This window comes from Streptomyces sp. CLCI03 (assembly GCF_053615355.1).
This window is the reverse complement of record NZ_CM132132.1, coordinates 6,239,693-6,263,633: the sequence shown is the minus strand read 5'-3', so window position 1 is coordinate 6,263,633 and position 23,941 is coordinate 6,239,693. Positions and strand designations below refer to the sequence as shown.

Here is a 23,941-nt window from a genome sequence, read left to right as displayed (position 1 = left end):
ACGCTTGTGTCACAGAATATCAACAGCCGCGAATTGTTTACCGGTCCGCGACACGCCCGGGGTTCGGACCGTTTGGAATTGGCACCGAACACGGCCGAATTCCTGTCCGGGATTGCCATGATCCCCTTGGCCCAGACCAGTTGAATCCCCCTCAGCTCCGCTACATTTCCTTCACTTCTCCGGCCTCCACGGCCCGCCCCAGGAGATCCCGCGCGGCCCTGATCCGATCCGTCAGCTCGGACGGCTCGACCACTTCGAACTCACAACCGATCAGCATGACGTGAATCACCAGAACGTCCAGGTTCACCGCCCCGGTACGCAGCAGACAGCTCCGCTCGTCGACCGGTTCCAGGACCCCGTCGCTCGGCCCGATGATCTGTGCCGCTTCCTGCGCCGAAACCTTCAACCGCACCACCGCGCGGGCCGCGTACACCCGCTGCGAGACGCCCTCGGAGACGTACGCGGCGAGATCCTCCGCGGGCGGCGGCCGCGGGGTGAACCGCGGTCCGTGCGGCGGCCGGGGCTCGATCCGGTCCGCGCGGAACGTCCGCCACGCCTCCCGGTCCAGGTCCCAGGCGACGAGGTACCAGCGCCGCTCGGTGCACACCAGCCGGTGCGGTTCGACGGTGCGTCGGCTGACGATCCCCTCGTGGTCGCGGTACCCGAAGCGCAGCCGTTCGCCGTCCCGGCAGACCGAGGCCAGCTCGGTCAGCACCGAGGGGTCCACGGTGGACCGCTGGGCGCCGCGCAGCATCGGTACGGTGAACTCGTTGAGCGCGGACACCCGACGGCGCAGCCGCGACGGCAGTACCTGCTCCAGCTTCGCGAGGGCGCGTACGGAAGCCTCCCCGATGCCCTCGACCCCGTTCCCGGCGGCGGTGCGCAGGCCCACGGCGACGGCCACGGCCTCGTCGTCGTCCAGCAGCAGCGGCGGCAGCTCGGCGCCCGCGCCCAGCTGGTAGCCGCCGCCGGTCCCGGGGCTGGCGTTCACCGGATAGCCGAGCTCCCGCAGCCGGTCGACGTCGCGCCGGACCGTCCGCGCGGTGACCCCGAGGCGGTCGGCGAGGTCGGCCCCGGTCCATTCGCGGTGGGCCTGCAGCAGGGACAGCAGGCGCAGCAGTCGTGCGGAGGTGTCGAGCATCCCCAGAGTCTGCCGGCGCGCCGTGCCGGGCCGCGCCCCGAGCGGGCGGGGCGGGCGGGCGCAACCGGGCAGGCGGCCGGGCGGGCCTCAGCAGACCAGCGGTGGCGCCTCGGCGCCGCTGAGCTCGACGAGCGCGCAGAGGGTCTTCACGGAGACCTTCCAGACCCCGTCCTCGAACTCCACGGCCCCCTTGCTGTCGGGCAGCACCGTGTCGCCGCCGACCTTGAGGTCGTAGGTCACCTCGGCCTCGGTGGGCGAGGTGAAGGTGACGTCGGTGACCTCGACGGAGGTCTTGGCCGCCTCGGCGCCGGCCGAGAAGCCGTCCAGCAGCGCCGTGAGCAGCTCGCCGTGCTGCAGCAGCTCGGCCTTCTCCTCGGTCGGGGTCTTCGGGTCGAAGAAGGCGGTCCAGTTCTTCTCGATCTGCTCCTTCGCCGCCGCGGGATCCGCCGGCCCGTCCGCGGTCGGCAGGAACAGGACCGTGGCGGACGGCGGGCCCGAGGACGCGGTCGCCCCGGCGGGCGAGGACCAGCCCACCACCGCCGGTACGGCCAGCAGGACCGCGGCCGTCGCGCAGGCCGCGGCACGTGCGGGTGCGTGTCCGCTCTGGAACATCTGGCTCACCACCGGAATCCGAGCGAGCCGTTCGGCTCGTTCTCTCCAGGGTCTGCGCCCTCACGGCATCACGCAACGCGCGGACGGCCCGTGCGCCCCGTGTGCCCCGTGTGCCCCGGTCAGGGGCGCGGCGACCGTGCCGGCGACGGAGAGGACGACGGGGCCGTCGGTCCCCCGGCCGGGGTGGTGACCGGCGCGGGCTTCGGCCCGGCCGGAGCCGGCGGCGGGGTGGCGGCCTCCGCGGTGGGGATGACCAGCAGCATGCCCACCACGAGGGCCTCCGGCTTCGGCCCGATCCGGTCCCGGTTCGCCTCGTACAGCGCCCGCCACCCGCCCCGTACGCGGTGCTTGCGGGCGATCGTCACCAGCGTGTCGCCGTCCCGCACCGTGTGCATCCGCCCGGCCAGCCCGTACCGCTTGGAGCACACCGGCCACGCGTTCCAGCCCTGCGAGCCGAGGACCTCCTCCGCGACCCGGATCTGCTGCGCGCGGGTGGCCAGGTCGGCCCGTTTCGCGAAGGCCGTCCCGCCGTACTCCTCCCACGTCGGCTGCCAGAACTGCAGCCCTCCGTAGAAGCCGTTGCCGGTGTTCACCGCCCACCGCCCACCGCTCTCGCAGTCGGCCACACAGTCCCAGGGCCACTCCCCGCCCGGTCCGCAGTCCCCCGGCCCGTCGCCGATCACCCCGGGCGAGCCCGGGTGCGCCGCCCCGGCCGGCCCGGGCGCCGGAGGCGGCGGAGCCGCGGCCGCGGAGCCGTGGGGCAGTACGAGCGCCAGCACGGCGGCGAGGGCGACGGCGCCGCCGGAAGCGGCCCGCCGGGTCCGGTGGTTGGGCATCGGGTCACGCTACGCAGCCCCGTGCGGGCCCCATCCGCCCGCCACGCGGCAGGTCACCGCGCCCCACCCGGTCGGCCGACCGCCGACACCGCCTCAAACGGCCACACCCGGGCATCAACTGAGCACAACCTGAAAACAGTTGGCATGAAAGCGAAGCCCCGGTCGGACGGTTCACCCTTCCGGGGGCCAGGTTCGAATCCGTTCCCTCAAATGGCGTGACCCCGGCCGCCGCTCGGCCGTTGAGCCCGGCGAGCCGGGAGCCTCCCGGACCCGCACCTATGCCGAGGAGCCACCCCGTGCCGCGCATGCTCGACGTCAGTGATGAGGTACGTGCCGAGATCGGTGACGAAGAAGCCGACAGGCTGCTCGTCGGCGAAGACGCGCCGCGCAGTTACGACTGCACCTCCTGCCGCACCCCGGGCGACCCCGAGAACGACCGCACCAGCACCGTGCTGTTCGTCGGCGAGGAGACCGCCGTCCTCGCCTTCGCCCACGCCACCTGCATCCCCTCGCAGGTGGTCTCGGTCTCCGAGGAGCAGCTCCAGGGCGCCGTCCGCAGCATCACCGGCGACAGCCCGGCCGCCGCCGGCGGCCCCGGCGCCGCCCCGCAGAACGTGTCCGGCGGCCAGGCCGTCCTCGGTATCACCAGCGGCCTGATCCTGATCGCCGGGGAGCTGCACCCGGCCCTGGTCGTCGAGCCGACCGCGCCCATCGCCCGCCCCGGCAGCGACGGCCCCGGCGACGACTTCCTGCCGCTCCTCATCGAGCAGGGCTTCATCCCCGTCACCGACACCTCCGAGGTCCCCACCGTCCTCGGCGGCTGGTCGGTCCTGCTCGCCGCGGGCCAGCTGCACGCCGTGCTGCAGCCGGGCAACGACGGCGGCGGTCAGGTCGCCTGGTGGCAGGCCCACCAGGCGCTGTCGGTCACCGACGGCTGGCGGGCCGCCGTCAACAAGACCCAGCGCGTGCTCATCTACGCCGCCCCGGTCGGCTCCATCGGCCAGCAGCCCCGCGAGGACCTGCTGCGCGACGCCCTCGACAAGGCCGCCGCCGCGGGCAAGCTCGTGGCCGCCGCGATGCCGCTGGCGGGTACGCCCGGCGCCTGATCCAGCCGGACCCGAAACGGCCGCCCGGCCCCCTGCCGAGGGGGCCGGGCGGCGTGCGCCGGGGGTGTGCGGTCCGTCCCGCACACCCCCGGCGATCTGTGTTTCCTCCCCTGTCACCCCGCATCCGCAGCGCGCCGGTTTCGTTGGCTGGTACGTGCATTCATACGACTCCTCCCGCGCCCCGTCCTATCCGAGCACCGTCCCCGCGATGCGTCCCGCACGGGACCGGGACCCCGCTCCGGCCGTCTCGCACACCCCCATCTACGACACGCTGTACTCGGAGTACCTGCGCGCCTTCCGGACGCTGCCGGGCGACCGTACGGGCGAGGAGGACCACGGCTTCACGGCCTTCTCCTACGGAGGCTCGTACACGAGCGGCACGTCGTACGGCAGCGGTTGGAGCGGCTCCGCGTGGCAGCGCGTCGACGGCTGGCAGCCCTCGTACACCCCGCAGCCGCAGCCGGCGTACTCGTACGCGGGCAGCCCCGGATACGCCGACGGGCGGCAGCACCAGACCGGGATGACCCACATCCCGGCGGCCCTGCCGCCCGCTCCGCGCCGGGGCTACTGACCCCGCCGAGTCCGCCGAAGTCCTCGCCCGGCCGCTACTTCTTCTTCTTGTACTGGGCGCCGCGCTTCTCACGCACCCGCACCGAGATGTGGATCGGGGTGCCCTCGAAGCCGAACTCCTCGCGCAGGCGGCGCTCGATGAAGCGCCGGTAGCCGTGCTCCAGGAAGCCGGAGGCGAAGAGGACGAACCGCGGCGGCTTGCTGCCCGCCTGGGTACCGAACAGGATGCGGGGCTGCTTGCCGCCACGGATCGGGTGCGGGTGGGCGGCGACGACCTCACCGAGGAAGGCGTTCAGCCGGCCGGTGGGGACGCGCGTCTCCCAGCCCGCCAGGGCCGTCTCGATCGCCGGGACCAGCTTCTCCATGTGCCGGCCGGTGAGCGCCGAGACGTTCACCCGGGGCGCCCAGGAGACCTGCTGCATCTCGGTCTCGATCTCGCGCTCAAGGTAGTAGCGGCGCTCCTCGTCGAGCTCGTCCCACTTGTTGTAGGCGACCACGATCGCGCGGCCCGCCTCGACGGCCATCGTGATGATGCGCTGGTCCTGGACGCTGATGCTCTCGGTCGTGTCGATCAGGATCACCGCGACCTCCGCCTTCTCGACGGCGGCGGCCGTGCGCAGGGAGGCGTAGTAGTCGGCGCCCTGCTGCAGGTGGACCTTCTTGCGGATACCGGCGGTGTCGACGAACTTCCAGGTGATGCCACCGAGTTCGATCAGCTCGTCGACCGGGTCGCGGGTGGTGCCGGCCAGCTCGTTGACGACGACGCGGTCCTCCTTCGCCACCTTGTTGAGCAGCGAGGACTTGCCGACGTTCGGGCGGCCGATGAGCGCGATGCGGCGCGGGCCGCCGAGGGCGGCGCCGCCGAAGGTCTGCGCGGGGGCCTCGGGCAGGGCCTCCAGGACGGCGTCGAGCATGTCGCCGGTGCCGCGGCCGTGCAGCGAGGAGACCGGGTGCGGCATGCCGAGGCCCAGCGACCACAGGGAGGCCGCGTCGGACTCGCCGCTCTGGCCGTCGACCTTGTTGGCGCACAGCACGACGGGCTTGCCCGCCTTGCGCAGCAACCGGACGACGGCCTCGTCGGTGTCGGTGGCGCCGACCTTGGCGTCGACGACGAAGACGACCGCGTCGGCGGCCTCGATGGCGTACTCGGCCTGGGCGGCGACGGAGGCGTCGATGCCGAGGACGTCCTGCTCCCAGCCACCGGTGTCGACGACCTTGAAGCGGCGGCCGGCCCATTCGGCCTCGTACGTGACGCGGTCGCGGGTGACGCCGGGCTTGTCCTCGACGACCGCCTCGCGGCGGCCGATGATGCGGTTCACCAGGGTCGACTTGCCGACATTCGGGCGGCCGACGACGGCGAGGACGGGAAGCGGGCCGTGACCGGCCTCCTCGATCGCGCCTTCGACATCTTCGATGTCGAAGCCCTCTTCCGCGGCGAGCTCCATGAACTCCGCGTACTCGGCGTCGCCAAGTGCTCCGTGGTCGTGCTGGTCGTTCATGAAGTCCGTTCCTCGTCGTTCGTGGTGGTCGGTGGTGCCCGCGCAGCGCGGTTCCACTACTGGTTTCAAGTCTCGCTCAGCGCCCGGTCAGGCGCTTGGCGTCGGCCAGGTGGGCGGTCAGCCGGTCCTGGATGCGTACGGTGGCCTGGTCCAGGGCGGTACGGGTGCGGCGGCCGCTGCCGTCGCCCGCGTCGAAGGCCGACCCGAAGACGACGTCGACCCGGCTCTTGAGGGCCGGCAGGCCCTTGACGACGCGCCCCGGGGTGTCCCCGCTGCCCAGTACGGCCACGGGGACGATGGGAGCGCCGCTGCGGACCGCGAAGTACGCGAGGCCCGCCCGCAGCGAGGCGAAGTCGCCCTCGCCCCGGGTGCCCTCGGGAAATATCCCCAGGGCCCCTCCATTGTCGAGCACGCCGAGGGCGCGGCCTATCGCGGTCCGGTCGGGGCCGCCGCGGTCGACCTTGACCTGCCCGATCCCGTCCAGGAAGGGACCGAGCGGGCCCACGTACGCTTCCTTCTTGATCAGGAAGTGCAGCGGCCGGGGCGCGGTGCCCATGACCATGGGGCCGTCGATGTTGTGCGAGTGGTTCACGGCGAGGATGACGGGGCCCGAGGCGGGCACCTTCCAGGCCCCCAGTACGCGCGGCTTCCAGAGCCCGTACATGAGCCCGATGCCGATGCGCCTGCCGACCGCCGCACCCTTGAGGGAGGGCGCTTGGCTCACTTGCGGCCCGCCCGCTTCTCTTCCACCAGCGTCACGACGCACTCGATCACCTGGTCGAGCGTGAGTTCGGTGGTGTCCACCTCGGCGGCGTCGTCGGCCTTGGCCAGCGGGGAGGTCTTGCGGCCGGAGTCGGCCGCGTCGCGCTTGATCAGCGCCTCCTTGGTGGCCGCGAGGTCGGCGGCCTCCTTGCCGCGGAGCTCGCCGCTGCGCCGGGCGGCGCGCGCCTCGGCGGAAGCGGTCAGGAAGATCTTGAGGTCGGCGTCGGGCAGGACGGTGGTGCCGATGTCCCGGCCCTCGACGACGATCCCGTCGGCCTCCTGGGCCGCCTCGGCGGCGATGGAGCGCTGCAGGTCGGTGATCAGGGTGCGCACCTCGGGGACGGCGCTGACGGCGCTGACCTTCGAGGTGACCTCCTGGGTCCGGATGGGGCCGGCGGCGTCGAGGCCGTCCACGGTGATGGTGGGGGCGGCCGGGTCGGTGCCGGACACGATGGTGGGCTTGCCGGCGGCGATCGCGATGGCCTGCGGGTCGTCGGTGTCGACGCCGTTGGTGATCATCCACCAGGTGATGGCCCGGTACTGGGCGCCGGTGTCCAGGTAGCGCAGCCCGAGCTTGGCGGCCACGGCCTTGGAGGTGCTGGACTTGCCCGTGCCGGAGGGACCGTCGATGGCGACGATCACGGCGGACGGAGCTGCGGTTTCCACGGTGCGGGCACCTTCCTGGTTGCGCGTACGTGTCCGGGCGCGGCAAAGCGCCCCTCCCCAAGGTTACCGGCCCCGGACGGCCCCCGTCCCCGCCGTGCGTTCCGGGGGCCCGCGGGGGCCGCGCGCTACTGCTGACGCAGCGCCCAGCCCCGCTCGCGCAGCTCGGCGGTCAGGCCGGCCACCGCCCGGGGCTCCACCATGAGCTGGACGAGGCCGGCCTGCTGGCCCGTCGCGTGCTCGATCCGTACGTCCTCGATGTTGACCCCGGCCCGGCCGGCGTCGGCGAAGATGCGGGCCAGCTCGCCGGGCTGGTCGCTGATGAGCACGGCCACCGTCTCGTAGACGGTGGGCGCCGCGCCGTGCTTGCCCGGGACGCGGACCCGGCCCGCGTTGCCGCGGCGCAGCACGTCCTCGATGCCGGCGGCGCCGCCGCGCCGCTTCTCCACGTCGGCGGACTGCAGGCCGCGCAGTGCCTCCACGGTCTCCTCCAGGTCGGCGGCGATGCCGGCGAGGACGTCGGCCACCGGTCCCGGGTTGGCCGACAGGATCTCCACCCACATCCGCGGGTCGGAGGCCGCGATCCGGGTGACGTCGCGGATGCCCTGCCCGCACAGTCGCACGGCCGTCTCGTCGGCCTCCTCCAGCCGGGCCGCGACCATGCTGGAGACCAGCTGGGGGGTGTGCGAGACGAGCGCCACCGCGCGGTCGTGGGCGTCGGCGTCCATCACCACCGGTACGGCGCGGGAGAGCGCCACGAGCTCCAGTGCGAGGTTGAGCACCTCGTGGTCGGTGTCCCGGGAGGGGGTCAGCACCCACGGGCGGCCCTCGAAGAGGTCCGCGGTGGCGGCGAGCGGCCCGGACTGCTCCTTGCCGGCCATCGGGTGCGTTCCGATGTAGGCGGTGACGTCCACGCCGAGCGCCGCGAGCTCGCGGCGCGGTCCGCCCTTGACGCTGGCCACGTCCACGTAGGCGCGCGCGACGCCGCGCCCGATCAGGTCGGCGAGGGTCGCGGCCACGTGGGCCGGCGGTACGGCGACGATCGCGAGGTCGACCTGCTCGTGCGGGGGCTCGTCGGTGCCGGCCCCGAGGGCGGCCGCCGTACGGGCCCGGTCCGGGTCGTGGTCGGCGAGGTGGACGGTGATGCCCCGGGCGGACAGGGCGAGCGCCGCGGAGGTGCCGATCAGTCCGGTTCCGATGACGACGGCGGTTCTCACGAGGCACTCCAAGGGGACGGAAAGGCGAGCTGACGGACTGTCCGGCCAGGGTATCCAGCACCCGCGACAGGAGGGCCCGACCGCCCATCCCGTGGGACGGCGGCCGGGCCCTCCTGCCGGGCTGCCGGACGGTCAGAACTTCTGCGCCCGGATGATCTCCTCCAGCGAGCCGGTCGGAAGCTGTCCTTCCGGGCTCAGCCTGTCGACGGCCGTCGGCAGCGCCCGCGCGATCTCGTCGGCGGCCTCCTGCGGGCTCACGCCGGTCTGCGCGGCCGCCTTCTGCAGGGCCTCGTCGGGCAGCGCCTCGGCGATCTGGGCGCCGCTGACCGACTGGTTGTCGCCGGTGCCGATCCAGGACTGGGCCTGGTCGGCGAGGCCCGATCTGGTCAGCATGTCCATCAGACCGCCGAGCGGGTTGCTCCCGCCGGCATGCGAGCCGCCGGCGCCGCCCATGAGGGCGCCGAGCAGCGCACCGAGGACGTTGCCGCCGGCGCCGCCGCTGCCGCCCTGGCCGCCGCTCCCTCCCAGGAGGCCGCCGAGCAGAGAGCCGAGGTCGTTACCCGCCATCGTCATGCCTTTCGCAGGGGGGCCGGGCCGCGCGGAGTGCTTCGCACCCGGCTTCGAGACACGGACAATGTCACCCATTGTCGACAATGCCGCCACCTGGCGCACACGTCCACGACCCCTGCGGTAGAACCATCCGCATGATCTTCCACATCGTTCCGCTCGCCGACTGGACCGCCGCGCCCGAGCTCCCGTACGCCCCGCCCTCGCTGGAGGCCGAAGGGTTCGTCCACTGTTCGGCGGACCGCCCCACGGCACTCGCGATCGTCGACGCGCACTACCGGGCGGTACCGGGGATCCTGCTCGCGGTGGAGCTCGACGAGGGCGCGCTGACCGCCGAGGTCCGCCGGGACGCTGATTCCGGCGGGCGCTACCCCCATGTTCACGGCCCACTGAACCGGGAAGCCGTGATCCACGTGTGGGAGGTCGTACGCACACCCGGCAGCCCTGCCTCACTGGCCCCATGGGAACCGGGCCGATGAACCGGCGCGGCAGGCTTCACCTGAGGCCCGCCGCAGGCCAGGATGCTGCACGCCATCCGGCCACGAAGCGAGGAGAGACTCATGAGCGACCTCACGCACACCGCCCGGCGCACGGTACTGACGATCGGCGCGGCCACCCTGGCGGGCGGCGCGATCACCGCCTGCGGAGGCGGCGGTGAAAAGGCCTCCCCGGCGGAACCGAACGAGGTGCCCGCCGAGCCCGCGGCCCCGGCGCCCGCCACCCCGGACGCGGGGACGGCGGGCAAGGCCCTCACCAAGAAGGCGGACGTGCCGGTCGGCGGCGGCAAGGTCTTCAAGGAGGAGAAGGTCGTCGTCACCCAGCCCAAGGCCGGCACCTTCAAATGCTTCACGGCGGTCTGCCCCCACCAGGGCTGCCTGGTCAACAAGGTGGAGGACGGCAGCATCGACTGCCCGTGCCACAACAGCAAGTTCGCGATCGCCGACGGTGCGGTGACCAAGGGTCCGGCCACCAAGGGACTGGCGGAGAAGAAGATCAAGGTCGCGGCGGACGGCAATATCTCACTCGCATAGCGGCAGGTCAGGCGCCTACGCTCCCGGGATGGACGATCTGACGCTGGTACGGGACCACACGGTCTACCGGTGTGTGATGGGCTCCCGGGCGTTCGGGCTGGCGACGGAGGCGAGCGACACCGACCTGCGCGGTGTCTACCTCGCCCCGACGCCCCTGTTCTGGCGGCTCGACAAGCCCCCCACGCACGTGGAGGGCCCTCGGGAGGAGGAGTTCTCCTGGGAGCTGGAGCGCTTCTGCGAACTCGCCCTGCGGGCCAATCCCAACATCCTGGAGTGCCTGCACTCCCCCCTGGTGGAAGAGGTCACCCCGGTCGGCGAGGAGCTGCTCTCCCTCCGCGGGGCCTTCCTCTCCCGCCGGGCCCACACCAGCTTCAGCCGCTACGCGGCCTCCCAGCGCGGCAAACTCCTCGCGGACGTCCGGATCCACGGCGCCCCGCGCTGGAAGCACGCCATGCACCTGCTGCGCCTGCTGCTGTCCTGCCGTGACCTCCTGCGCACCGGCCGGCTGACCATCGACGCCGGCCCGCACCGCGACCGCCTGCTCGCGGTCCGCCGCGGCGAGCTCACCTGGGAGGAGGTGGACGCCTGGATGGCCCGCCTCCAGGAGGAGACGGATTCGGCCCTGGCCTCCACCGTGCTGCCCGCGGAGCCGGACCGGGCGCGGGTGCAGGACTTCCTGGTCCGCACCCGCCGCGCGTCGGCCGGGTAGCTCAGTCGCGCGCCGTGCGCCGCCGTACGACGAACTCGTCGAGGGCGTCGTACGCCGACACCTGCTCGGGCAGCGCGGACCCGGCCTGGGCCTCGTCCAGCACCGTGTGCAGCGCCTCGATGTCCGCGCGCACGCCGCCGAGCGGCGGGCCCGCGTACCCCCCGTGCTCGGCGGCCACCTTGGCCTCGATCAGGGCGGCGAGGTACGGGGGCGCCTCCGGCACCTCGGCCAGCAGGGTCGGCAGGTGGGCCTGCACCTCGCCCGACCGCATGAGGTGGATGCCGGTGAGCAGCGCCCGGAACGCGTAGAGCAGCGGTTTGAGTTCGGCGGCCTTCTCGAAGAGCCGCCACTGGGTGCCGGCGAACCCCCGGTAGTGGTGCGCGTGGTGGGAGGTCAGCACGCCGGGGGCCAGCGCGATCAGTTCCTCGTGCGCCGGTGTCGTGTGGACCACGAGCGGCGAGAGCAGCTGCTCCAGGACGTAGCCGTTGCGGTTGAGCATCAGGCGGACGAACTTGCGCAGGTCGTGCGTGACGAGGTCCATCTCCACGTCGTCCCGGTCCCACATGCGGCTGCGGGTCTCCTCCGGCTCGCGCAGGCCCAGCAGGTCCTGGGCCGGGAGCAGGTGGGCGCCGCGCAGGTCGATGTCGGAGTCCCGGGACGGGAAGCCGTACAGGTGCGCGCCGGAGACCGTGGCGAAGAGCAGCGGGTCGGGCTGCTCCGCCACGACGGGGGTCAGGTCGAGACTCAGTGCGTCCAGCATGGATCAAGCATCCCAGAGGGCGCCGAAGGCCAGGAGTTCGTCCCGGTACTCGATGCGGCCCTCCCATTCCCGGGGCCAGACGTCCGCGCCGAGGTGGGCTCCGGCGAAGGCCCCGGCGAGGCAGGCGATGGAGTCGGAGTCGCCGCGCGTGCAGGCCGCCCGGCGCAGCGCGGCGAGCGGCTCGTCGGGGAAGAGCAGGAAGCAGTGCAGGGCGGTGGCGAGGGCCTCCTCGGCGATCCAGCCGTCGCCCGTGGCCAGGCAGGGGTCGGTCTCCGGGGAGGGGGACCGCAGGGCGGCCGCCAGCCGGTCCAGGACCGCCAGGCAATCGTCCCAGCCGCGGGCCATGAAGGACTCCGGGGAGGCGTCGGACGCGGTCCGCATCCACAGGTCGCCGAGCCAGCGCTCGTGGTAGCGGGTGCGGTTCTCCAGGGCGTACGAACGCAGCCGTCCGACGAGCCCCGTCACCTCGGTGCCCTCGGCCAGCAGGTACACCGCCCGTGCGGTCAGGTCGGAGGCGGCGAGCGCCGTGGGGTGCCCGTGGGTGAGGGCCGACTGGAGCTGTGCGGCGCCGGCCCGCTCCTCCTCGGTCCAGTCCGGCACCAGCCCGACCGGGACCACGCGCATGTTGGCGCCGCACCCCTTGGAGCCGATCTGGCTGGCGTCGCGCCAGTCCCGGTCCGGGGTGTCCAGCAGCCCGCAGGCCGTCAAACAGGTGCGGCCGGGTGCCCGGTTGTTCTCCGGGGAGTGGTACCAGTCGACGAACTCCTCGCGGACCGGGCCGGTCAGGCGCAGCGGCCCGACCGGTCCCCGCTCGGCCGCCGTCCGCATGCCGCGGGCGAGGGCGAGGGTCATCTGGGTGTCGTCCGTGACGATCGCCGGGCGCGGCAGGCGCATCTCTCGCCAGGGCCCGGTCTTGGCCAGGATCGAGGGCACGTCGTCGAACTCGGTCGGGAAGCCGAGGGCGTCGCCCAGGGCCAGGCCGATCATGGCGCCGGTGGCGGCTCGCTTGGTGGTCATCCGGTGGATCCTTCCGGTCGCAGCAGGGGTGGGTGGAGGGTGGTCGCCGGACCGGGCCGGTAGAGGGCGGCCGGTTTGCCGCGGCCGCCGGTCAGCCGGGCGGCGCCCGGTACGGCTTCGACGAAGCCCGGCGTCGCCAGGACCTTGCGGCGGAAGTTGGGGCGGTCGAGGCTGGTGTTCCAGACGGTCTCGTAGACGGACTGCAGCTCGCCGAGGGTGAACTCGGGCGGGCAGAAGCCGGTGGCGAGGCAGGTGTACTCCAGCTTGGCGCCGATCCGCTCGCGGGCGTCCGCCAGGATCACCGCGTGGTCGAAGGCGAGCTCCGACACGTCCTCCACGGCCAGCCAGCGGGCGTGGGCCGCGTCCCCGCCGCCCTCGGCCGCCGGCTCCGGCAGGTCCGGGACGAGGGCGGTGAAGGCCACCGAGACCACCCGCATCCGGGGGTCGCGGTCCGGTTCGCTGTACGTGCGCAGCTGTTCGAGGTGGAGCGCGGCGACGAGCCGCTCCGGCAGGCCGGTCTCCTCGGCCAGTTCGCGCCGGGCGGCGGTCTCGGCGGACTCCCGCGGCAGGACGAACCCGCCGGGCAGCGCCCAGGCCCCGGCGTACGGTTCCTGGCCGCGCCGGATCAGCAGCACGTGCAGGGCGCCGGCGCGCACGGTGAACACGGCCAGGTCGACGGTCACCGCGAACGGCTCGAAGGCGTAGGGGTCATAGCCGGCGGTCATCGGTTCTCCGGAAGGGGGTCGGTGAAGTGCCAGCCCTCGGCCAGCAGTCCGTCCACGGCCCGGACGGCCGTCTCCAGTCGGGCCGCCCGATCCCCGCGTACGACGAGGAAACGCCTTCCGGTGCGCTCCAGTTCCGCCCGGAACCGCTCGGTCATCCAGGGCCGCAGGTGCTCCCCGTCCCGCAGTCCGTCGTCCTCGAAGGGCACGTCGGTGTGGTCGGTGAGCAGGTACAGGTCCCGCCGGGTGAGGTCGGCGATCCGCTCGACCTCCTCGTTGCGGCCGCCCATGTACCGCTCGTGCCAGATCCCGGTCGCGAAGGAGTCGGTGTCGCAGAACAGCACGGGTGAGCCGAGCCGGGCGGCGTGCTCCTCGTCCGCGTCCTGGTGGCGGGCGATGAGCGGGAACTCCTCGGAGGTGAAGGTCACGTCCGCCCAGGAGGCAGCCGGGTCGGCGGCTCGGGCGGCCGCCAGCTTCTCCTCGCTGAACCGGCGCCCGTACTCGGGGACCCAGCCCGTCTTGGCCCATACGCCGCCTCGGCGGCGGTAGTGGTCGGCGAGGGCCCGCGAGAGCGTGGTGGTCCCGGTGGACTCCGCGCCGAGGACGACGACCCGCCGGGTGAGGGCGGCCCGGACGGCCGGCCCGAGGAACTCCCAGGAGCCGGCCGGGTCCCGGCGTACCGCCGTCCCGGACACGGGGAACAGCGTGCGTTCCCGGTCCACCAGGACCTCCTCGGCGCCGAACCTGCGGGCGAGCTCGCTCCCGTACTCCTCCGAGGTGAAGACGGCGTCCACCCGCCCGGGGACCGCGCCGCGGAAGACCGCCATGTGGGCCTCCCAGATGTCCGGGTCGTGCAGGTCGACGGGGATGTCGTCCACCGCGCCGACGACCTCGGCCCCGGGGTGCGCCTCACGCATCCAGGCGACCCGGTCGGCGAGCGGGACCGACTCGACGGAGGCCGCGCACACCAGCACGGTCAGCCGTTCGCACTGGTCCTGGGCGGTGCGCACGAGGTGGTGGTGGCCGGCGTGCGGCGGGTAGAACTTGCCGAGGACCAGGCCGTGCCCGTGGCGTCTCATGCCGTCGCCTCCGCCGTCGTACGGGTGTCCCGCGCCGGCAGCGAGCGCCGCCAGCCGAGGAGTCCGACCACGCACAGGGCGAGGAAGCCCACGTAGAGCGCGGAGGTCAGGTAGAGGCCCTTGTAGGCGTAGAGCGGGATGTAGACGAGGTCGGCGGCGATCCACAGCCACCAGGACTCGACGAGCTTGCGGCACTGCCCGTACGTGGCGGCGAGCGAGAGGCCGGTGGTGGCCGCGTCCCAGAAGGGGACGGTGGAGTCGGTGGCCCGGCTCAGCAGCAGTGTGAGTGCGAGCACCCCCACCGCCCCCGCCGCGGCGAGCCCGACCCATTCGGTGCGCGCGGTGCGGCGCACCGGCAGGGCCTCGGCGGATCCTGGTCCACCCCCGTGGGTCCAGGACCACCAGCCGTAGGCGGCGAGGGCGATGAAGACGATCTGGAGCCCGGCGTCGGCGTAGAGGCCGGCCTGGGCGAAGAGCACGATGAAGAAGATGTTGTTGGCGATGCCGATCGGCCAGTTGGCCACGTGCTGCCGGGCGACCAACCAGACGCACAGGGCGCCGGTGGCGAAGCCGAGCACCTCGGTCCAGCTCATGGTCCAGCTCATGCCGACCCCCTCGAACGTTTAATGGTCAGACTGACTATAAACAGTGATCGGGGTGCCCGACAAGCAGAAAACCCGCGATGCCCGAGGGCACCGCGGGTTTTCCGTGTTCGGTCCGGCCGCCCGTGGGGCGACCGGCCTGCGTCCTAGAGACCGACCTCGCGCATCAGCATGCCGACCTCGGTGTTGGTCAGGCGGCGCAGCCAGCCGGACTTCTGGTCGCCCAGCTCGATCGGACCGAAGGAGGTCCGGACGAGCTTGTCGACGGGGAAGCCCGCCTCGGCCAGCATGCGGCGGACGATGTGCTTGCGACCCTCGTGGAGGGTGACCTCGACCAGGTAGTTCTTGCCGACCTGGTCGACGACGCGGAAGTTGTCGGCGCGGGCGTACCCGTCCTCCAGCTCGATGCCGTCCTTGAGCCGCTTGCCGATGTCGCGCGGCAGCGAGCCGGTGATCGCGGCCACGTACGTCTTCTGCACGCCGTACTTCGGGTGCGTGAGGCGGTGGGCCAGCTCACCGTGGTTGGTGAGCAGGATGATGCCCTCGGTCTCGGTGTCGAGCCGGCCGACGTGGAAGAGACGGGTCTCACGGTTGGTGACGTAGTCACCGAGGCACTGACGGCCGTCCGGGTCCTCCATGGTGGAGACGACGCCGGCGGGCTTGTTCAGCGCGAAGAACAGGTACGACTGGGTGGCGACGGTCAGGCCGTCCACCTTGATCTCGTCCTTCGGCAGGACGCGCTTGCCCTGCTCCAGCACGATCTCGCCGTTGACCTCGACGCGGGCCTGCTCGATGAGCTCCTCGCAGGCACGACGCGAACCCATGCCGGCGCGGGCGAGCACCTTCTGCAGACGCTCACCCTCCTCCTCGGCACCCGGGAAGGTCTTCGGGGTCTTGACCACGGGCTTGTCGGCGTACCGGTCGCGCACGCGCTCCTCGATGCGCGCGTCCAGCTCACGCGGACGGGACTGGCCGCTCCGGCTGCCGGGGCCGCTGCGCGGGCCGCCGGCGCCGCCGATGCCGGGGGTCCTGGAGGTACGCGGACCGCCCTTGGCGCCACCGCGTGCCGCGGCGCCACGGGCACCGCCGCCGCCCGCCTTGGGGCCGCTGCGTCCGCTGCGCTCGCCCTCGGGGCCGACGTCGTAGCGGCGCTCCTCGGGACGCGGGTTGCGGATGCGGGGGGCCGGCTGGTCGCGGTCGCGCGAGTCGGAGCCGCCCTGGTAGCCGCCACCGCCCTGGTACCCGCCGCCGGAGCTGCCGCCACGGGAGCCACCGCCCTGGTAGCCACCACCGGAGCTACCGCCACGCGAGCCGCCGCCCTGGTAGCCACCACCGGAGCTACCGCCACGCGAGCCGCCGGAGCTGCCGCCCCGGTAGCCGCCGCCGGAGCTACCGCCACGGGAGCCGCCGCCGGAGCTGCCGCCACGGGAGCCGCCGGAGCCGCTGCCACCGCCGGAGCCGCTCCCGCGGTAGCCACCGCCGCCGTTGGAGGAGCCACCGCGGGAGTTACCGCGCCCGCCGCCTCCGCCGCCGCTGTTCCTGTTGCCGCCACCGTTGCCGTTGCCGCTGCTTCGCATCAAAGTTCCGTCGTCTTGTCGTCGTCTGCATCTGTGTCCGGTGCGTCCGGATCGAACGACGGCACACCTTCTTGCGTCTCGGCTTCGATCGCGTCCGCCTCGGGGAGGAAGGGCGCGAGCTCCGGGAGCTCGTCCAGGCCGCGCAGGCCCATCCGCTCCAGAAAGTAGTTCGTCGTCCTGTACAGGATCGCACCTGTTTCGGGTTCCGTCCCCGCCTCCTCCACCAGACCGCGCTGGAGGAGGGTCCGCATGACCCCGTCGCAGTTGACTCCGCGGACCGCCGAGACCCGCGATCGGCTGACCGGCTGGCGGTACGCGACGACCGCCAGGGTCTCCAGGGCCGCCTGGGTGAGCCGGGCCTGCTGGCCGTCCAGGACGAAGCCCTCCACGGCGGGCGCGTACTCGGCCCGGGTGTAGAACCGCCAGCCACCGGCCACCAGCCGCAGCTCGAAGCCCCGACGCGCGGCCGTGTACTCGTCGGCCAGCTCCCGCAGCGCCTGCGCGACCTCGCGCGGGGTGCGCTCCAGCACCTTGGCCAGGTGCGCCTCGGTGGCCGGCTCGTCCACGACCATGAGCACGGCCTCCAGGGCCGGCTTCAGCTCCAGCGCGGCCACCGCGCTCACGTCGCCGTTCAATCCTTCGCCTCCACGATCCGGTCGAACTCGTCGGTCACGGTCGGCATACCGTCACCGTCCCCACCGCTCCAGCGCACGGTGAGGGTCCGCAGGGCCTCCTCCTGGTCGAGGACGACCGCCTTCTCCCGGTAGAGCTCCAGCAGGGCCAGGAAGCGCGCGACGACGGTGAGGGTGTCCTCGGCGTCCTCGGTGAGCTCCTGGAAGGTGGCCTCCCCGCGCGCCTTCAGCATCCGCACCACCAGGCCGGCCTGCTCCCGGACGCTGACCAGGGGGGCGTGGATGTGGTCCACGTACACCTGGGGCTTGGCCTTGGGCTGCATGGCCTTCACCGCGAGCCGGGCGAACCCCTCCGTCCCGATGCTGATGACGACCTCGGGCAGCAGGTCCGCGTGGTGCGGCTCCAGCCCGACCGTCCGTGGGTACCGCCTGCCCTCGGCCTCCGCGCGCCGTTCGAAGATCTCGGCGATCTGCTTGTACGCGCGGTACTGGAGCAGGCGTGCGAAGAGCAGGTCCCGGGCCTCCAGCAGGGCCAGGTCCGCCTCGTCCTCCACCTCGGCGACCGGCAGCAGCCGGGCGGCCTTCAGGTCGAGCAGGGTGGCGGCGACGACGAGGAACTCGGTGGTCTGGTCGAGGTCCCAGTCGGGCCCCATGGCACGGATGTACGCCATGAACTCGTCGGTGACCTCGGACAGCGCGACCTCGGTGACGTCGAGCTTGTGCCGCGAGATCAGCTGGAGCAGCAGGTCGAAGGGGCCCTCGAAGTTGGCGAGCCGCAGGGTGAACCGCCCGTCGCCGCCCGCGGGGCTCGCGCCGTCCTGGCCCACGGCCGGCCCGGCCGTCGGGGAAGGGTCGGGCCCAGGCGGCTCCTGCGGGCCGTCTGCGGGCTTGGGGGAACGTTCCGGCTCGGTACCGCCCGGCGCCGACGCGGGGCTCTCAGCGGGCGCCTCAGGGGCTTCGGAGCTCTCGGGGACGTCGTGGACCCCGGTGGTTTCGGGGACCGCGGCCGCTTCCGGGCTTTCGGGGGCTCCAGGGCCTTCCCGGTCCGCTCCCCCGTCGTACGCCTCCGGTCCCCGGTCCGGGTCGGGGGCGCCTGGGCCTCGGCCCAGGACGCGCCGGGTCGGTCGGCCGGATTCGGCGGGGAAGGGCATCGCGGTCCAGGAGGTGCATGGGGGCGGTGTGGGGTGCCGGGCGCCGTGGCCGCGGCCATCAAGCAGCGTACGGGCTCCTCGGCGCTCCCCCGTGGACCACCGCGCGGCGCCGCACCCACCCGGACCGTGAGGAGCCCTCGTCCGGAAGCCCCCGCCACCGCAGGAGCAGGTCCGGCAGCGGCGCGCAGGCGGCCAGGAGGGCGGGAGACGACCGCAGGGGCGGGCCCGCAGGGCGGCAGGCGGGCCCGCAGGGCGGTCAGCGGCCGCGCAGGCGCCGTACGAGGATGCTCGCGTCCCCGCGGGATTCCAGATCGGCGAGGACGACCGCGACCGCCTCGCGGACGATGCGGCCCCGGTCCACCGCCAGCCCGTGCTCCCCGCGCAGCACCAGCCGCGCGTGCTCCAGGTCCATGAGTTCCTCGGCGGAGACGTAGACCGTGATCTTCTCGTCGTGGCGCTCACGGCCACTGGGGCGCCGGTTCGCGCCCCGGCCCTGCCCCTTGCCCCGGCGGCCCGCGCCGGCCGGGGCCGACCCCATGCCGCCCGCCGGGCCGGCAGAACCTTCCTGCGGCCGCCTGGGCTGCCCCACGACGGGCCCGCCGGTGTCCGCGGCGGCCGCGGCCTCCCGGCCGCGACCCTCGCTCCCCGTGCCCTCGGCCGACGTGGCCGAGTGTTCCGCGGCGGGCGACTCCTCGACCCCGCGCCGCGGTGAGGACGACTGGAGCGCCATCCCCCCGGTCGTACGGAACAGTTCGTCGGCTCCGGGCAGACTCACTCGGCGTGACACCGGGCGAGCACCTCCCTGGCGAGCTGGCGGTAGGCGGCGGCGCCGACGGAGTTGGAGGCGTACGTCGTGATCGGCTCACCGGCGACCGTCGTCTCCGGGAAGCGCACCGTGCGGCCGATGACCGTGTGGTAGACGTGGTCGTCGAAGGCCTCGACGACGCGCGCCAGCACCTCACGGCTGTGCACCGTACGGGAGTCGTACATCGTGGCGAGGATGCCGTCGAGCTCCAGCTCCGGGTTGAGCCGCTCCTGCACCTTCTCGATGGTCTCGGTCAGCAGTGCCACGCCGCGCAGCGCGAAGAACTCGCACTCCAGCGGGACGATGACCTTGTGAGCCGCCGTCAGGGCGTTCACGGTCAGCAGACCGAGCGAAGGCTGACAGTCGATCACGATGTAGTCGTAGTCGGCCAGCAGGGGCTTCAGGGCCCGCTGCAGGGTGGACTCGCGCGCGACCTCACTGACCAACTGCACCTCGGCAGCGGACAGGTCGATGTTGCTCGGCAGCAGGTCCATGTTGGGGACCGCCGTCTTGAGCAGCACCTCGTCGGCCGACATGCCCCGCTCCATGAGCAGGTTGTAGACCGTCAGGTCGAGTTCCATCGGGTTCACGCCGAGACCCACGGACAGCGCGCCCTGCGGGTCGAAGTCGACGAGCAGCACGCGGCGCCCGTACTCGGCGAGCGCGGCACCCAGGTTGATGGTCGACGTGGTCTTGCCCACGCCGCCCTTCTGGTTGCACATCGCGATGATCTTCGCCGGACCGTGGTCGGTCAGCGGACCCGGGATCGGGAAGTACGGAAGCGGGCGTCCGGTCGGGCCGATCCGCTCACGGCGCTGACGGGCAGCGTCGGGGGCGAGAGTGGCCGCGTACTCGGGGTCCGGTTCGTACTCCGCGTCGGGGTCGTAGAAGTGCCCCTCGGGCACATTGTCGTAGTCGGCGAAACCCACGGGCTTTTCGCCGCTCAGGTCGCCGGCCCTGGAGTTCACGTCTAGGCCGTCCATGCTCTTTTGGGGCGTCGTCATGTGCTGGTGGTTTGCGAAGGTGCGTACTGCGACGGAGCCGACAGCTTCGAGCCCGGTAGGGCCCTGGCCCCGCTCAGGCATCCCTGCTCGACCACCCCCAGGAGCAAATGTCGACTCATTCACAAGTCGTCTTACCTCCTCGGACGTGACCAGGACACTTATCGATAGGTCAGCGTGGCACCATGCCGACGGTTGGCGACTCTATGGCGTGTCACCACTCAGCGGCAACACAATCCACCGGACCCGGCACGATGTGTCGGCAACCGAACACCACTCTGTCAAGGGCGCACGAGCCGTCGCTGCGAAGTTTCGCGGGTGCGCGAAAGGGTTAAAGGGTTACGTTCGAGGCGAGTTGAGCGGGGTCCGGGGGCGCCGCGCAAACGCGACCGGCCGGACCTCGCGAGCAAGGTCCGGCCGGATACGTGAGATTGACGTCAGTCGTTGACGTGTCAGCCGAGCAGCGTGCTCAGCTCCAGGGTCTCCAGGCCGTGGGCCTCGGCGACGGGACCGTAAACGACCTGGCCGTCATGGGTGTTGAGGCCCAGGCCGAGCGCGGGGTCACGACGCAGCGCCTCGACCCAGCCGAGGTTGGCGAGCTGCACGATGTAGGGCAGCGTCGCGTTCGTCAGCGCGTAGGTGGAGGTGTTCGGCACCGCGCCCGGCATGTTGGCGACGCAGTAGAAGACCGAGTTGTGGACCGTGAAGGTCGGCTCGGCGTGAGTGGTCGGACGGGAGTCCTCGAAGCAGCCACCCTGGTCGATCGCAATGTCGACAAGGACACTTCCGGGCTTCATCTTGGCGACGAGCTCGTTGGTGACCAGCTTCGGGGCCTTCGCACCCGGGATCAGAACGGCGCCGATGACGAGGTCGGCCTCGACGACGGCCTTCTCCAGCTCGTAGGCGTTGGAGACGATCGTCTTGATCTTCGTGCCGAAGATCTTGTCGGCCTCGCGGAGCTTGTTGATGTCGCGGTCGAGCAGGGTCACGTGGAAGCCCATGCCGATGGCGATCTGCGCGGCGTTCCAGCCGGAGACGCCGCCGCCGATGACGACGCACTCGCCGGCGTGGGTGCCGGGGACACCGCCCGGGAGGACGCCGCGGCCGCCGGCCGAGCGCATCAGGTGGTAGGCGCCGACCTGCGGGGCCAGGCGGCCCGCGACCTCGGACATCGGGGCGAGCAGCGGGAGCGCGCGGTTGGCGAGCTCGACCGTCTCGTAGGCGATGGCGGTGGTGCCGGACTCCAGCAGGGCGTCCGTGCACTCGCGGGAGGCCGCGAGGTGCAGGTAGGTGAAGAGCGTCTGGTCCTTGCGGAGGCGGTGGTATTCCTCGGCGATGGGCTCCTTGACCTTGAGCAGCAGGTCGGCGGTGGCCCAGACCTCGTCGGCGGTACCGAGGATCTCGGCGCCGGCCGAGACGTACTCGGCGTCCGTGATCGAGGAACCCACACCGGCGTTCTGCTCGATGAAGACCTGGTGGCCGTTGCGGACCAGCTCATGCACGCCGGCGGGCGTGATGGCGACCCGGAACTCGTTGTTCTTGACCTCGCGGGGGATGCCGACCTTCATCGTCGATCACGGTCCTTGGCTCAGGGGATTTTCGGGGGCACTTCCATACATACCCGCCCACAAGAACGCGCAACGGGATGCACCACGGGATGTCGTGGTGAAGCCAGTCTAATGAAGGACGACGCGCTGTCTAGCCTTGCAAACAAATAATCTCAGTCGGAATCACTACGGATTTCGCAGGCTGCGGGGTCATCTCCCAGCAATCTGTCGGCTGCGGAGCGGTGCAGCCTGGCAGCTGCGGGGTCTCCCAATCTGTCCAGCGTGTCGGCCAGCCGGACCTGCAGTGCGGCCTGAAGCCGCTGGTCCCCGGCCCGGCGCGCCAGCTCCACCGCCTCGCGGCAGGTGTGCAGCGACTCCTCGGGGCGGCCGGCGTACTCCTGGACCCGCGCCATCTCGCTCAACGCCTTGGCCTGGCCGGGGACGTCGGCCAACTTCCGGTAGCCCGCGGCGGCCGCCCGCCAGCTGCGCAGCGCGTCCCCGTACCGCCCCGCGTAGGTGTGGACGTTCCCGAGCCGCCCGTACAGCCGGGCCTCGTCTGCGCGCTCGCCCCGGGCGAGGGCATGGGAGAGCGCCCGGCCGAACCAGTCGGAGGCCCGGTGCCAGTCCGCCAGCTCCTGGTAGGCACCTCCTACGGATTCCATCGCGCGGCCCGTGGCGTACGGGTCCATCGCGGCCCGTCCGGCGTCGAGCGCGGCCCGGTAGCGCTCCAGGGCCTCCTGTGTCCGCCCGGTCGCCGCGTCCACGTCGGCCAGGTTCAGCAGCGCGGCGGCCTGCTCCCGGTGCAGGTTGCGCCGCTCGGCCACGTCCAGGACCAGGCGGTGCAGGCCGTACAGCTCGGGGGCGGCCCCGGCCGTGCCCCGGTGGTCCGCCAGCGCCCGGACCAGGGCCGCGACCAGCCGGCGGGCCAGGGTGTCGAGCCCGCCGTCGGCCACGGCCAGCGAGGCGGCCGCGGTGAGCGCGGGCAGCCGGGTGTCCAGCCAGGTGGCGGCGGCCCGTCGGTCGGGGAACCGCAGGGCGCGCGGCAGGCCGTCCAGCAGTTCGCGCAGGTCGTCGTCGACGGCGGCGTCCACCCCGGGCTCCTCGGCCTCGGCCATGGCCCGGCAGGAGTGCAGCAGCCGTACGGTGCGCTCCAGCATCCGGGCCCGGGCCAGCTGGACCTCGGCGGGGCGCTCCTTGGCCTCCAGGAGGGCCTGGAGCAGCGGCGCGAGGCAGCCGGGCAGCAGGAAGAGGCCGTCGCGGGCGGGGCGGACGAGCCCCAGCCCGGCGAAGTCGTCGAGGGTGGACTGGGCGGCGGCCACGGAGCAGCCGGCCAGCGCGGAGGCGGTGTGCGAGTCGACGGTGCCGGCCGGGGCGAGCGGCAGCAGCCGCAGGGTCCGTTGGGCGGGCTGCGGCAGGGACTCGTAGACGAGCCGGAAGCCGCGGGCGAGCGGGCCGCCGGTGGTGGCGGGCATGTCGTGCAGCTGCTTGGCCACGTCGGCGACGGAGGCCTTGGGATGGGCGGCGAGCCAGCCTCCGACGAGGACGAGGGCGGCGGGTTGGCCCCCGCACTCCTCGGCGAGGGCCTCGGCGGCCCGGGGGTCGGCGGTGACCCGGGTGTCTCCGATGCGCTGGACGAGCAGTTCCACGGCGGAGGGGGTGTCGAGTCCGCCGAGGGTGCAGGGCCGGACGTCGGGGATGCCGGTGAGGGGGCCCTCGGCGGTGACCACGACGAGGCACTCGGGAGTGTCCGGGAGCAGGGCGTCCACCTGCTCGGGGTCGACGGCGTCGTCGACCAGGATGACGGCCTTGCGGCCTTCGAGGGCGGTACGCAGGACGGAGCTCAGCTCGTCCTCACCGGCTCCGGGCGGGGTGGGCCGCCCCAGTTGCTCCAGCAGGCCGCGGACGGCCCGCTCGGTGGCCACGGTGGCCCCGCCGGGGGTGGTGAGCCGGGTGCGGAGCACTCCGTCGGGGTATTCCTCGGCGACCTCCTGCACGAAGGCCTCGGCGAGGGCCGTGCGTCCGGACCCCGGCCGTCCGGCGACGAGCAGCACCCGGGCCCGGGGCGCCTTGGCCTTGCGGCCGGAGAGGGTGTCGAGCCCGGTTCGCGCGATGTCCTCGCGCAGCTCCTTGAGCTCACGCCGCCGCCCGACGAAATCCGCCACGGATCCGCTCCTCTCCCTGCCACCGGATTGCGAGCGTAGTTCACGCAGAGCGACGACCCGTGTGGAGCGCGGCGGGCACATCCCCCGATCGGATCAGCAGATGGACCTATTTTTCACGCGCCGCTCGCACGGCGGGCCCCGGCGCGGCCCCGGCGCGGGCCCGGCGCGGGCCC

The 23,941-nt window shown here is 72.8% G+C and carries 25 protein-coding genes; 5 read left to right on the top strand and 20 right to left on the bottom strand.

Annotation, left to right across the window (positions count from 1 at the left end; translation table 11 throughout):
• Positions 1-160: 160 nt before the first annotated feature.
• From ACWG52_RS28915 to ACWG52_RS28905, 3 genes are all read right to left on the bottom strand, one after another.
• Positions 161-1,141, bottom strand: coding sequence for a helix-turn-helix transcriptional regulator (locus ACWG52_RS28915; RefSeq protein ID WP_390139430.1), 981 nt, complete (start codon positions 1,139-1,141; stop codon positions 161-163).
• An 87-nt stretch (positions 1,142-1,228) separates the two neighbouring features.
• Positions 1,229-1,753, bottom strand: a complete 525-nt coding sequence (locus ACWG52_RS28910) for a hypothetical protein (protein WP_389814570.1) — start codon at positions 1,751-1,753, stop codon at positions 1,229-1,231.
• Between the two features lie 119 nt (positions 1,754-1,872).
• The gene (locus ACWG52_RS28905) at positions 1,873-2,589 is read right to left on the bottom strand and encodes a LysM peptidoglycan-binding domain-containing protein (protein WP_389814332.1); all 717 of its coding nucleotides are present in this window, start codon (positions 2,587-2,589) and stop codon (positions 1,873-1,875) included.
• Positions 2,590-2,885: 296 nt separating this feature from the next.
• Between ACWG52_RS28905 and ACWG52_RS28900 the strand changes: the two genes are divergently transcribed.
• Together ACWG52_RS28900 and ACWG52_RS28895 are read left to right on the top strand one after the other, a co-directional pair.
• Positions 2,886-3,695, top strand: a complete 810-nt coding sequence (locus ACWG52_RS28900; RefSeq protein WP_033224977.1) for a hypothetical protein — start codon at positions 2,886-2,888, stop codon at positions 3,693-3,695.
• A 208-nt stretch (positions 3,696-3,903) separates the two neighbouring features.
• Positions 3,904-4,266, top strand: a complete 363-nt coding sequence (locus ACWG52_RS28895; RefSeq protein WP_389814329.1) for a hypothetical protein — start codon at positions 3,904-3,906, stop codon at positions 4,264-4,266.
• A gap of 34 nt (positions 4,267-4,300) precedes the next feature.
• Here the strand turns inward: ACWG52_RS28895 and der are convergent, their stop codons facing one another.
• From der to ACWG52_RS28870, 5 genes are all read right to left on the bottom strand, one after another.
• Positions 4,301-5,764: a ribosome biogenesis GTPase Der gene (der, locus tag ACWG52_RS28890; RefSeq protein ID WP_375943367.1), complete on the bottom strand. Its 1,464-nt coding sequence runs from the start codon at positions 5,762-5,764 to the stop codon at positions 4,301-4,303.
• Between the two features lie 76 nt (positions 5,765-5,840).
• Entirely contained in the window at positions 5,841-6,428 is a 588-nt protein-coding gene (locus tag ACWG52_RS28885; protein WP_202506599.1) for a lysophospholipid acyltransferase family protein, read from the bottom strand.
• 56 nt (positions 6,429-6,484) lie between these two features.
• Positions 6,485-7,192: a (d)CMP kinase gene (cmk, locus tag ACWG52_RS28880; protein ID WP_351160899.1), complete on the bottom strand. Its 708-nt coding sequence runs from the start codon at positions 7,190-7,192 to the stop codon at positions 6,485-6,487.
• A 125-nt stretch (positions 7,193-7,317) separates the two neighbouring features.
• Positions 7,318-8,406, bottom strand: a complete 1,089-nt coding sequence (locus tag ACWG52_RS28875; protein ID WP_033224973.1) for a prephenate dehydrogenase — start codon at positions 8,404-8,406, stop codon at positions 7,318-7,320.
• Between the two features lie 132 nt (positions 8,407-8,538).
• Complete coding sequence (locus tag ACWG52_RS28870) at positions 8,539-9,051, bottom strand: YidB family protein (protein ID WP_389814325.1); 513 nt, start codon at positions 9,049-9,051, stop codon at positions 8,539-8,541.
• A gap of 59 nt (positions 9,052-9,110) precedes the next feature.
• Here ACWG52_RS28870 and ACWG52_RS28865 point away from each other — a divergent pair, with 59 nt between their 5' ends.
• The 3 genes from ACWG52_RS28865 (at position 9,111) to ACWG52_RS28855 (ending at position 10,713) form a co-directional block, all read left to right on the top strand.
• The gene (locus ACWG52_RS28865) at positions 9,111-9,452 is read left to right on the top strand and encodes a DUF952 domain-containing protein (protein WP_161291926.1); all 342 of its coding nucleotides are present in this window, start codon (positions 9,111-9,113) and stop codon (positions 9,450-9,452) included.
• Between the two features lie 81 nt (positions 9,453-9,533).
• Positions 9,534-10,004 carry a Rieske (2Fe-2S) protein gene (locus ACWG52_RS28860; protein ID WP_375943377.1) on the top strand — a complete coding sequence of 157 codons (471 nt, stop codon included), beginning with the start codon at positions 9,534-9,536 and terminating at the stop codon, positions 10,002-10,004.
• Between the two features lie 28 nt (positions 10,005-10,032).
• Complete coding sequence (locus tag ACWG52_RS28855) at positions 10,033-10,713, top strand: nucleotidyltransferase domain-containing protein (RefSeq protein WP_390139434.1); 681 nt, start codon at positions 10,033-10,035, stop codon at positions 10,711-10,713.
• 1 nt (position 10,714) lies between these two features.
• Here the strand turns inward: ACWG52_RS28855 and ACWG52_RS28850 are convergent, their stop codons facing one another.
• The 12 genes from ACWG52_RS28850 to ACWG52_RS28795 all read right to left on the bottom strand — a co-directional run bounded on the left by ACWG52_RS28850 (position 10,715) and on the right by ACWG52_RS28795 (position 23,849).
• A complete protein-coding gene (locus ACWG52_RS28850) occupies positions 10,715-11,473 on the bottom strand; it encodes a nucleotidyltransferase domain-containing protein (RefSeq protein WP_389814319.1) in 759 nt (252 codons plus the stop codon).
• A gap of 3 nt (positions 11,474-11,476) precedes the next feature.
• Positions 11,477-12,490, bottom strand: coding sequence for an ADP-ribosylglycohydrolase family protein (locus tag ACWG52_RS28845; RefSeq protein ID WP_389814316.1), 1,014 nt, complete (start codon positions 12,488-12,490; stop codon positions 11,477-11,479).
• On the bottom strand, positions 12,487-13,215 hold the full coding sequence (locus tag ACWG52_RS28840; RefSeq protein ID WP_389814313.1) for an NUDIX hydrolase: 729 nt from the start codon (positions 13,213-13,215) through the stop codon (positions 12,487-12,489). Before ACWG52_RS28840 ends, ACWG52_RS28845 begins: the two co-directional genes overlap by 4 nt.
• Entirely contained in the window at positions 13,212-14,291 is a 1,080-nt protein-coding gene (locus ACWG52_RS28835; RefSeq protein WP_389814311.1) for an AAA family ATPase, read from the bottom strand. Before ACWG52_RS28835 ends, ACWG52_RS28840 begins: the two co-directional genes overlap by 4 nt.
• Positions 14,288-14,896 (bottom strand): nicotinamide riboside transporter PnuC, encoded by a 609-nt coding sequence (gene pnuC, locus ACWG52_RS28830; RefSeq protein ID WP_389814308.1) that lies wholly within the window; start codon positions 14,894-14,896, stop codon positions 14,288-14,290. Before pnuC ends, ACWG52_RS28835 begins: the two co-directional genes overlap by 4 nt.
• A 143-nt stretch (positions 14,897-15,039) precedes the next feature.
• Complete coding sequence (locus ACWG52_RS28825; protein WP_453126353.1) at positions 15,040-16,470, bottom strand: pseudouridine synthase; 1,431 nt, start codon at positions 16,468-16,470, stop codon at positions 15,040-15,042.
• Complete coding sequence (gene scpB, locus ACWG52_RS28820) at positions 16,470-17,105, bottom strand: SMC-Scp complex subunit ScpB (protein ID WP_389814302.1); 636 nt, start codon at positions 17,103-17,105, stop codon at positions 16,470-16,472. The genes ACWG52_RS28825 and scpB overlap by 1 nt, the downstream gene beginning before the upstream one ends.
• The gene (locus ACWG52_RS28815) at positions 17,102-18,253 is read right to left on the bottom strand and encodes a segregation and condensation protein A (RefSeq protein WP_389814299.1); all 1,152 of its coding nucleotides are present in this window, start codon (positions 18,251-18,253) and stop codon (positions 17,102-17,104) included. Before ACWG52_RS28815 ends, scpB begins: the two co-directional genes overlap by 4 nt.
• 256 nt (positions 18,254-18,509) lie before the next feature.
• A complete protein-coding gene (locus ACWG52_RS28810; RefSeq protein WP_389814296.1) occupies positions 18,510-19,040 on the bottom strand; it encodes a hypothetical protein in 531 nt (176 codons plus the stop codon).
• Positions 19,025-20,143: a ParA family protein gene (locus ACWG52_RS28805; protein ID WP_078851667.1), complete on the bottom strand. Its 1,119-nt coding sequence runs from the start codon at positions 20,141-20,143 to the stop codon at positions 19,025-19,027. Before ACWG52_RS28805 ends, ACWG52_RS28810 begins: the two co-directional genes overlap by 16 nt.
• A gap of 368 nt (positions 20,144-20,511) precedes the next feature.
• Entirely contained in the window at positions 20,512-21,627 is a 1,116-nt protein-coding gene (gene ald, locus ACWG52_RS28800; RefSeq protein ID WP_030729941.1) for an alanine dehydrogenase, read from the bottom strand.
• 152 nt (positions 21,628-21,779) lie between these two features.
• A complete protein-coding gene (locus ACWG52_RS28795; protein ID WP_389814289.1) occupies positions 21,780-23,849 on the bottom strand; it encodes a tetratricopeptide repeat protein in 2,070 nt (689 codons plus the stop codon).
• Positions 23,850-23,941 lie beyond the last annotated feature (92 nt).

Bases quoted from the DNA above. Each gene is read 5' to 3' on its own strand.
- ACWG52_RS28905 (WP_389814332.1), bottom strand. From the start codon at position 2,589: ATGCCCAACCACCGGACCCGGCGGGCCGCTTCCGGCGGCGCCGTCGCC.
- pnuC (WP_389814308.1), bottom strand. From the start codon at position 14,896: ATGAGCTGGACCATGAGCTGGACCGAGGTGCTCGGCTTCGCCACCGGC.
- ACWG52_RS28815 (WP_389814299.1), bottom strand. From the start codon at position 18,253: ATGCCCTTCCCCGCCGAATCCGGCCGACCGACCCGGCGCGTCCTGGGC.
- ACWG52_RS28860 (WP_375943377.1), top strand. From the start codon at position 9,534: ATGAGCGACCTCACGCACACCGCCCGGCGCACGGTACTGACGATCGGC.
- ACWG52_RS28885 (WP_202506599.1), bottom strand. From the start codon at position 6,428: ATGTACGGGCTCTGGAAGCCGCGCGTACTGGGGGCCTGGAAGGTGCCC.
- ACWG52_RS28845 (WP_389814316.1), bottom strand. From the start codon at position 12,490: ATGACCACCAAGCGAGCCGCCACCGGCGCCATGATCGGCCTGGCCCTG.
- ACWG52_RS28910 (WP_389814570.1), bottom strand. From the start codon at position 1,753: ATGTTCCAGAGCGGACACGCACCCGCACGTGCCGCGGCCTGCGCGACG.
- ACWG52_RS28855 (WP_390139434.1), top strand. From the start codon at position 10,033: ATGGACGATCTGACGCTGGTACGGGACCACACGGTCTACCGGTGTGTG.
- ACWG52_RS28835 (WP_389814311.1), bottom strand. From the start codon at position 14,291: ATGAGACGCCACGGGCACGGCCTGGTCCTCGGCAAGTTCTACCCGCCG.
- der (WP_375943367.1), bottom strand. From the start codon at position 5,764: ATGAACGACCAGCACGACCACGGAGCACTTGGCGACGCCGAGTACGCG.
- ald (WP_030729941.1), bottom strand. From the start codon at position 21,627: ATGAAGGTCGGCATCCCCCGCGAGGTCAAGAACAACGAGTTCCGGGTC.
- ACWG52_RS28795 (WP_389814289.1), bottom strand. From the start codon at position 23,849: ATGTGCCCGCCGCGCTCCACACGGGTCGTCGCTCTGCGTGAACTACGC.
- ACWG52_RS28915 (WP_390139430.1), bottom strand. From the start codon at position 1,141: ATGCTCGACACCTCCGCACGACTGCTGCGCCTGCTGTCCCTGCTGCAG.
- ACWG52_RS28895 (WP_389814329.1), top strand. From the start codon at position 3,904: ATGCGTCCCGCACGGGACCGGGACCCCGCTCCGGCCGTCTCGCACACC.
- ACWG52_RS28825 (WP_453126353.1), bottom strand. From the start codon at position 16,470: ATGCGAAGCAGCGGCAACGGCAACGGTGGCGGCAACAGGAACAGCGGC.
- ACWG52_RS28865 (WP_161291926.1), top strand. From the start codon at position 9,111: ATGATCTTCCACATCGTTCCGCTCGCCGACTGGACCGCCGCGCCCGAG.
- ACWG52_RS28850 (WP_389814319.1), bottom strand. From the start codon at position 11,473: ATGCTGGACGCACTGAGTCTCGACCTGACCCCCGTCGTGGCGGAGCAG.
- ACWG52_RS28805 (WP_078851667.1), bottom strand. From the start codon at position 20,143: ATGCCTGAGCGGGGCCAGGGCCCTACCGGGCTCGAAGCTGTCGGCTCC.
- ACWG52_RS28870 (WP_389814325.1), bottom strand. From the start codon at position 9,051: ATGGGTGACATTGTCCGTGTCTCGAAGCCGGGTGCGAAGCACTCCGCG.
- ACWG52_RS28840 (WP_389814313.1), bottom strand. From the start codon at position 13,215: ATGACCGCCGGCTATGACCCCTACGCCTTCGAGCCGTTCGCGGTGACC.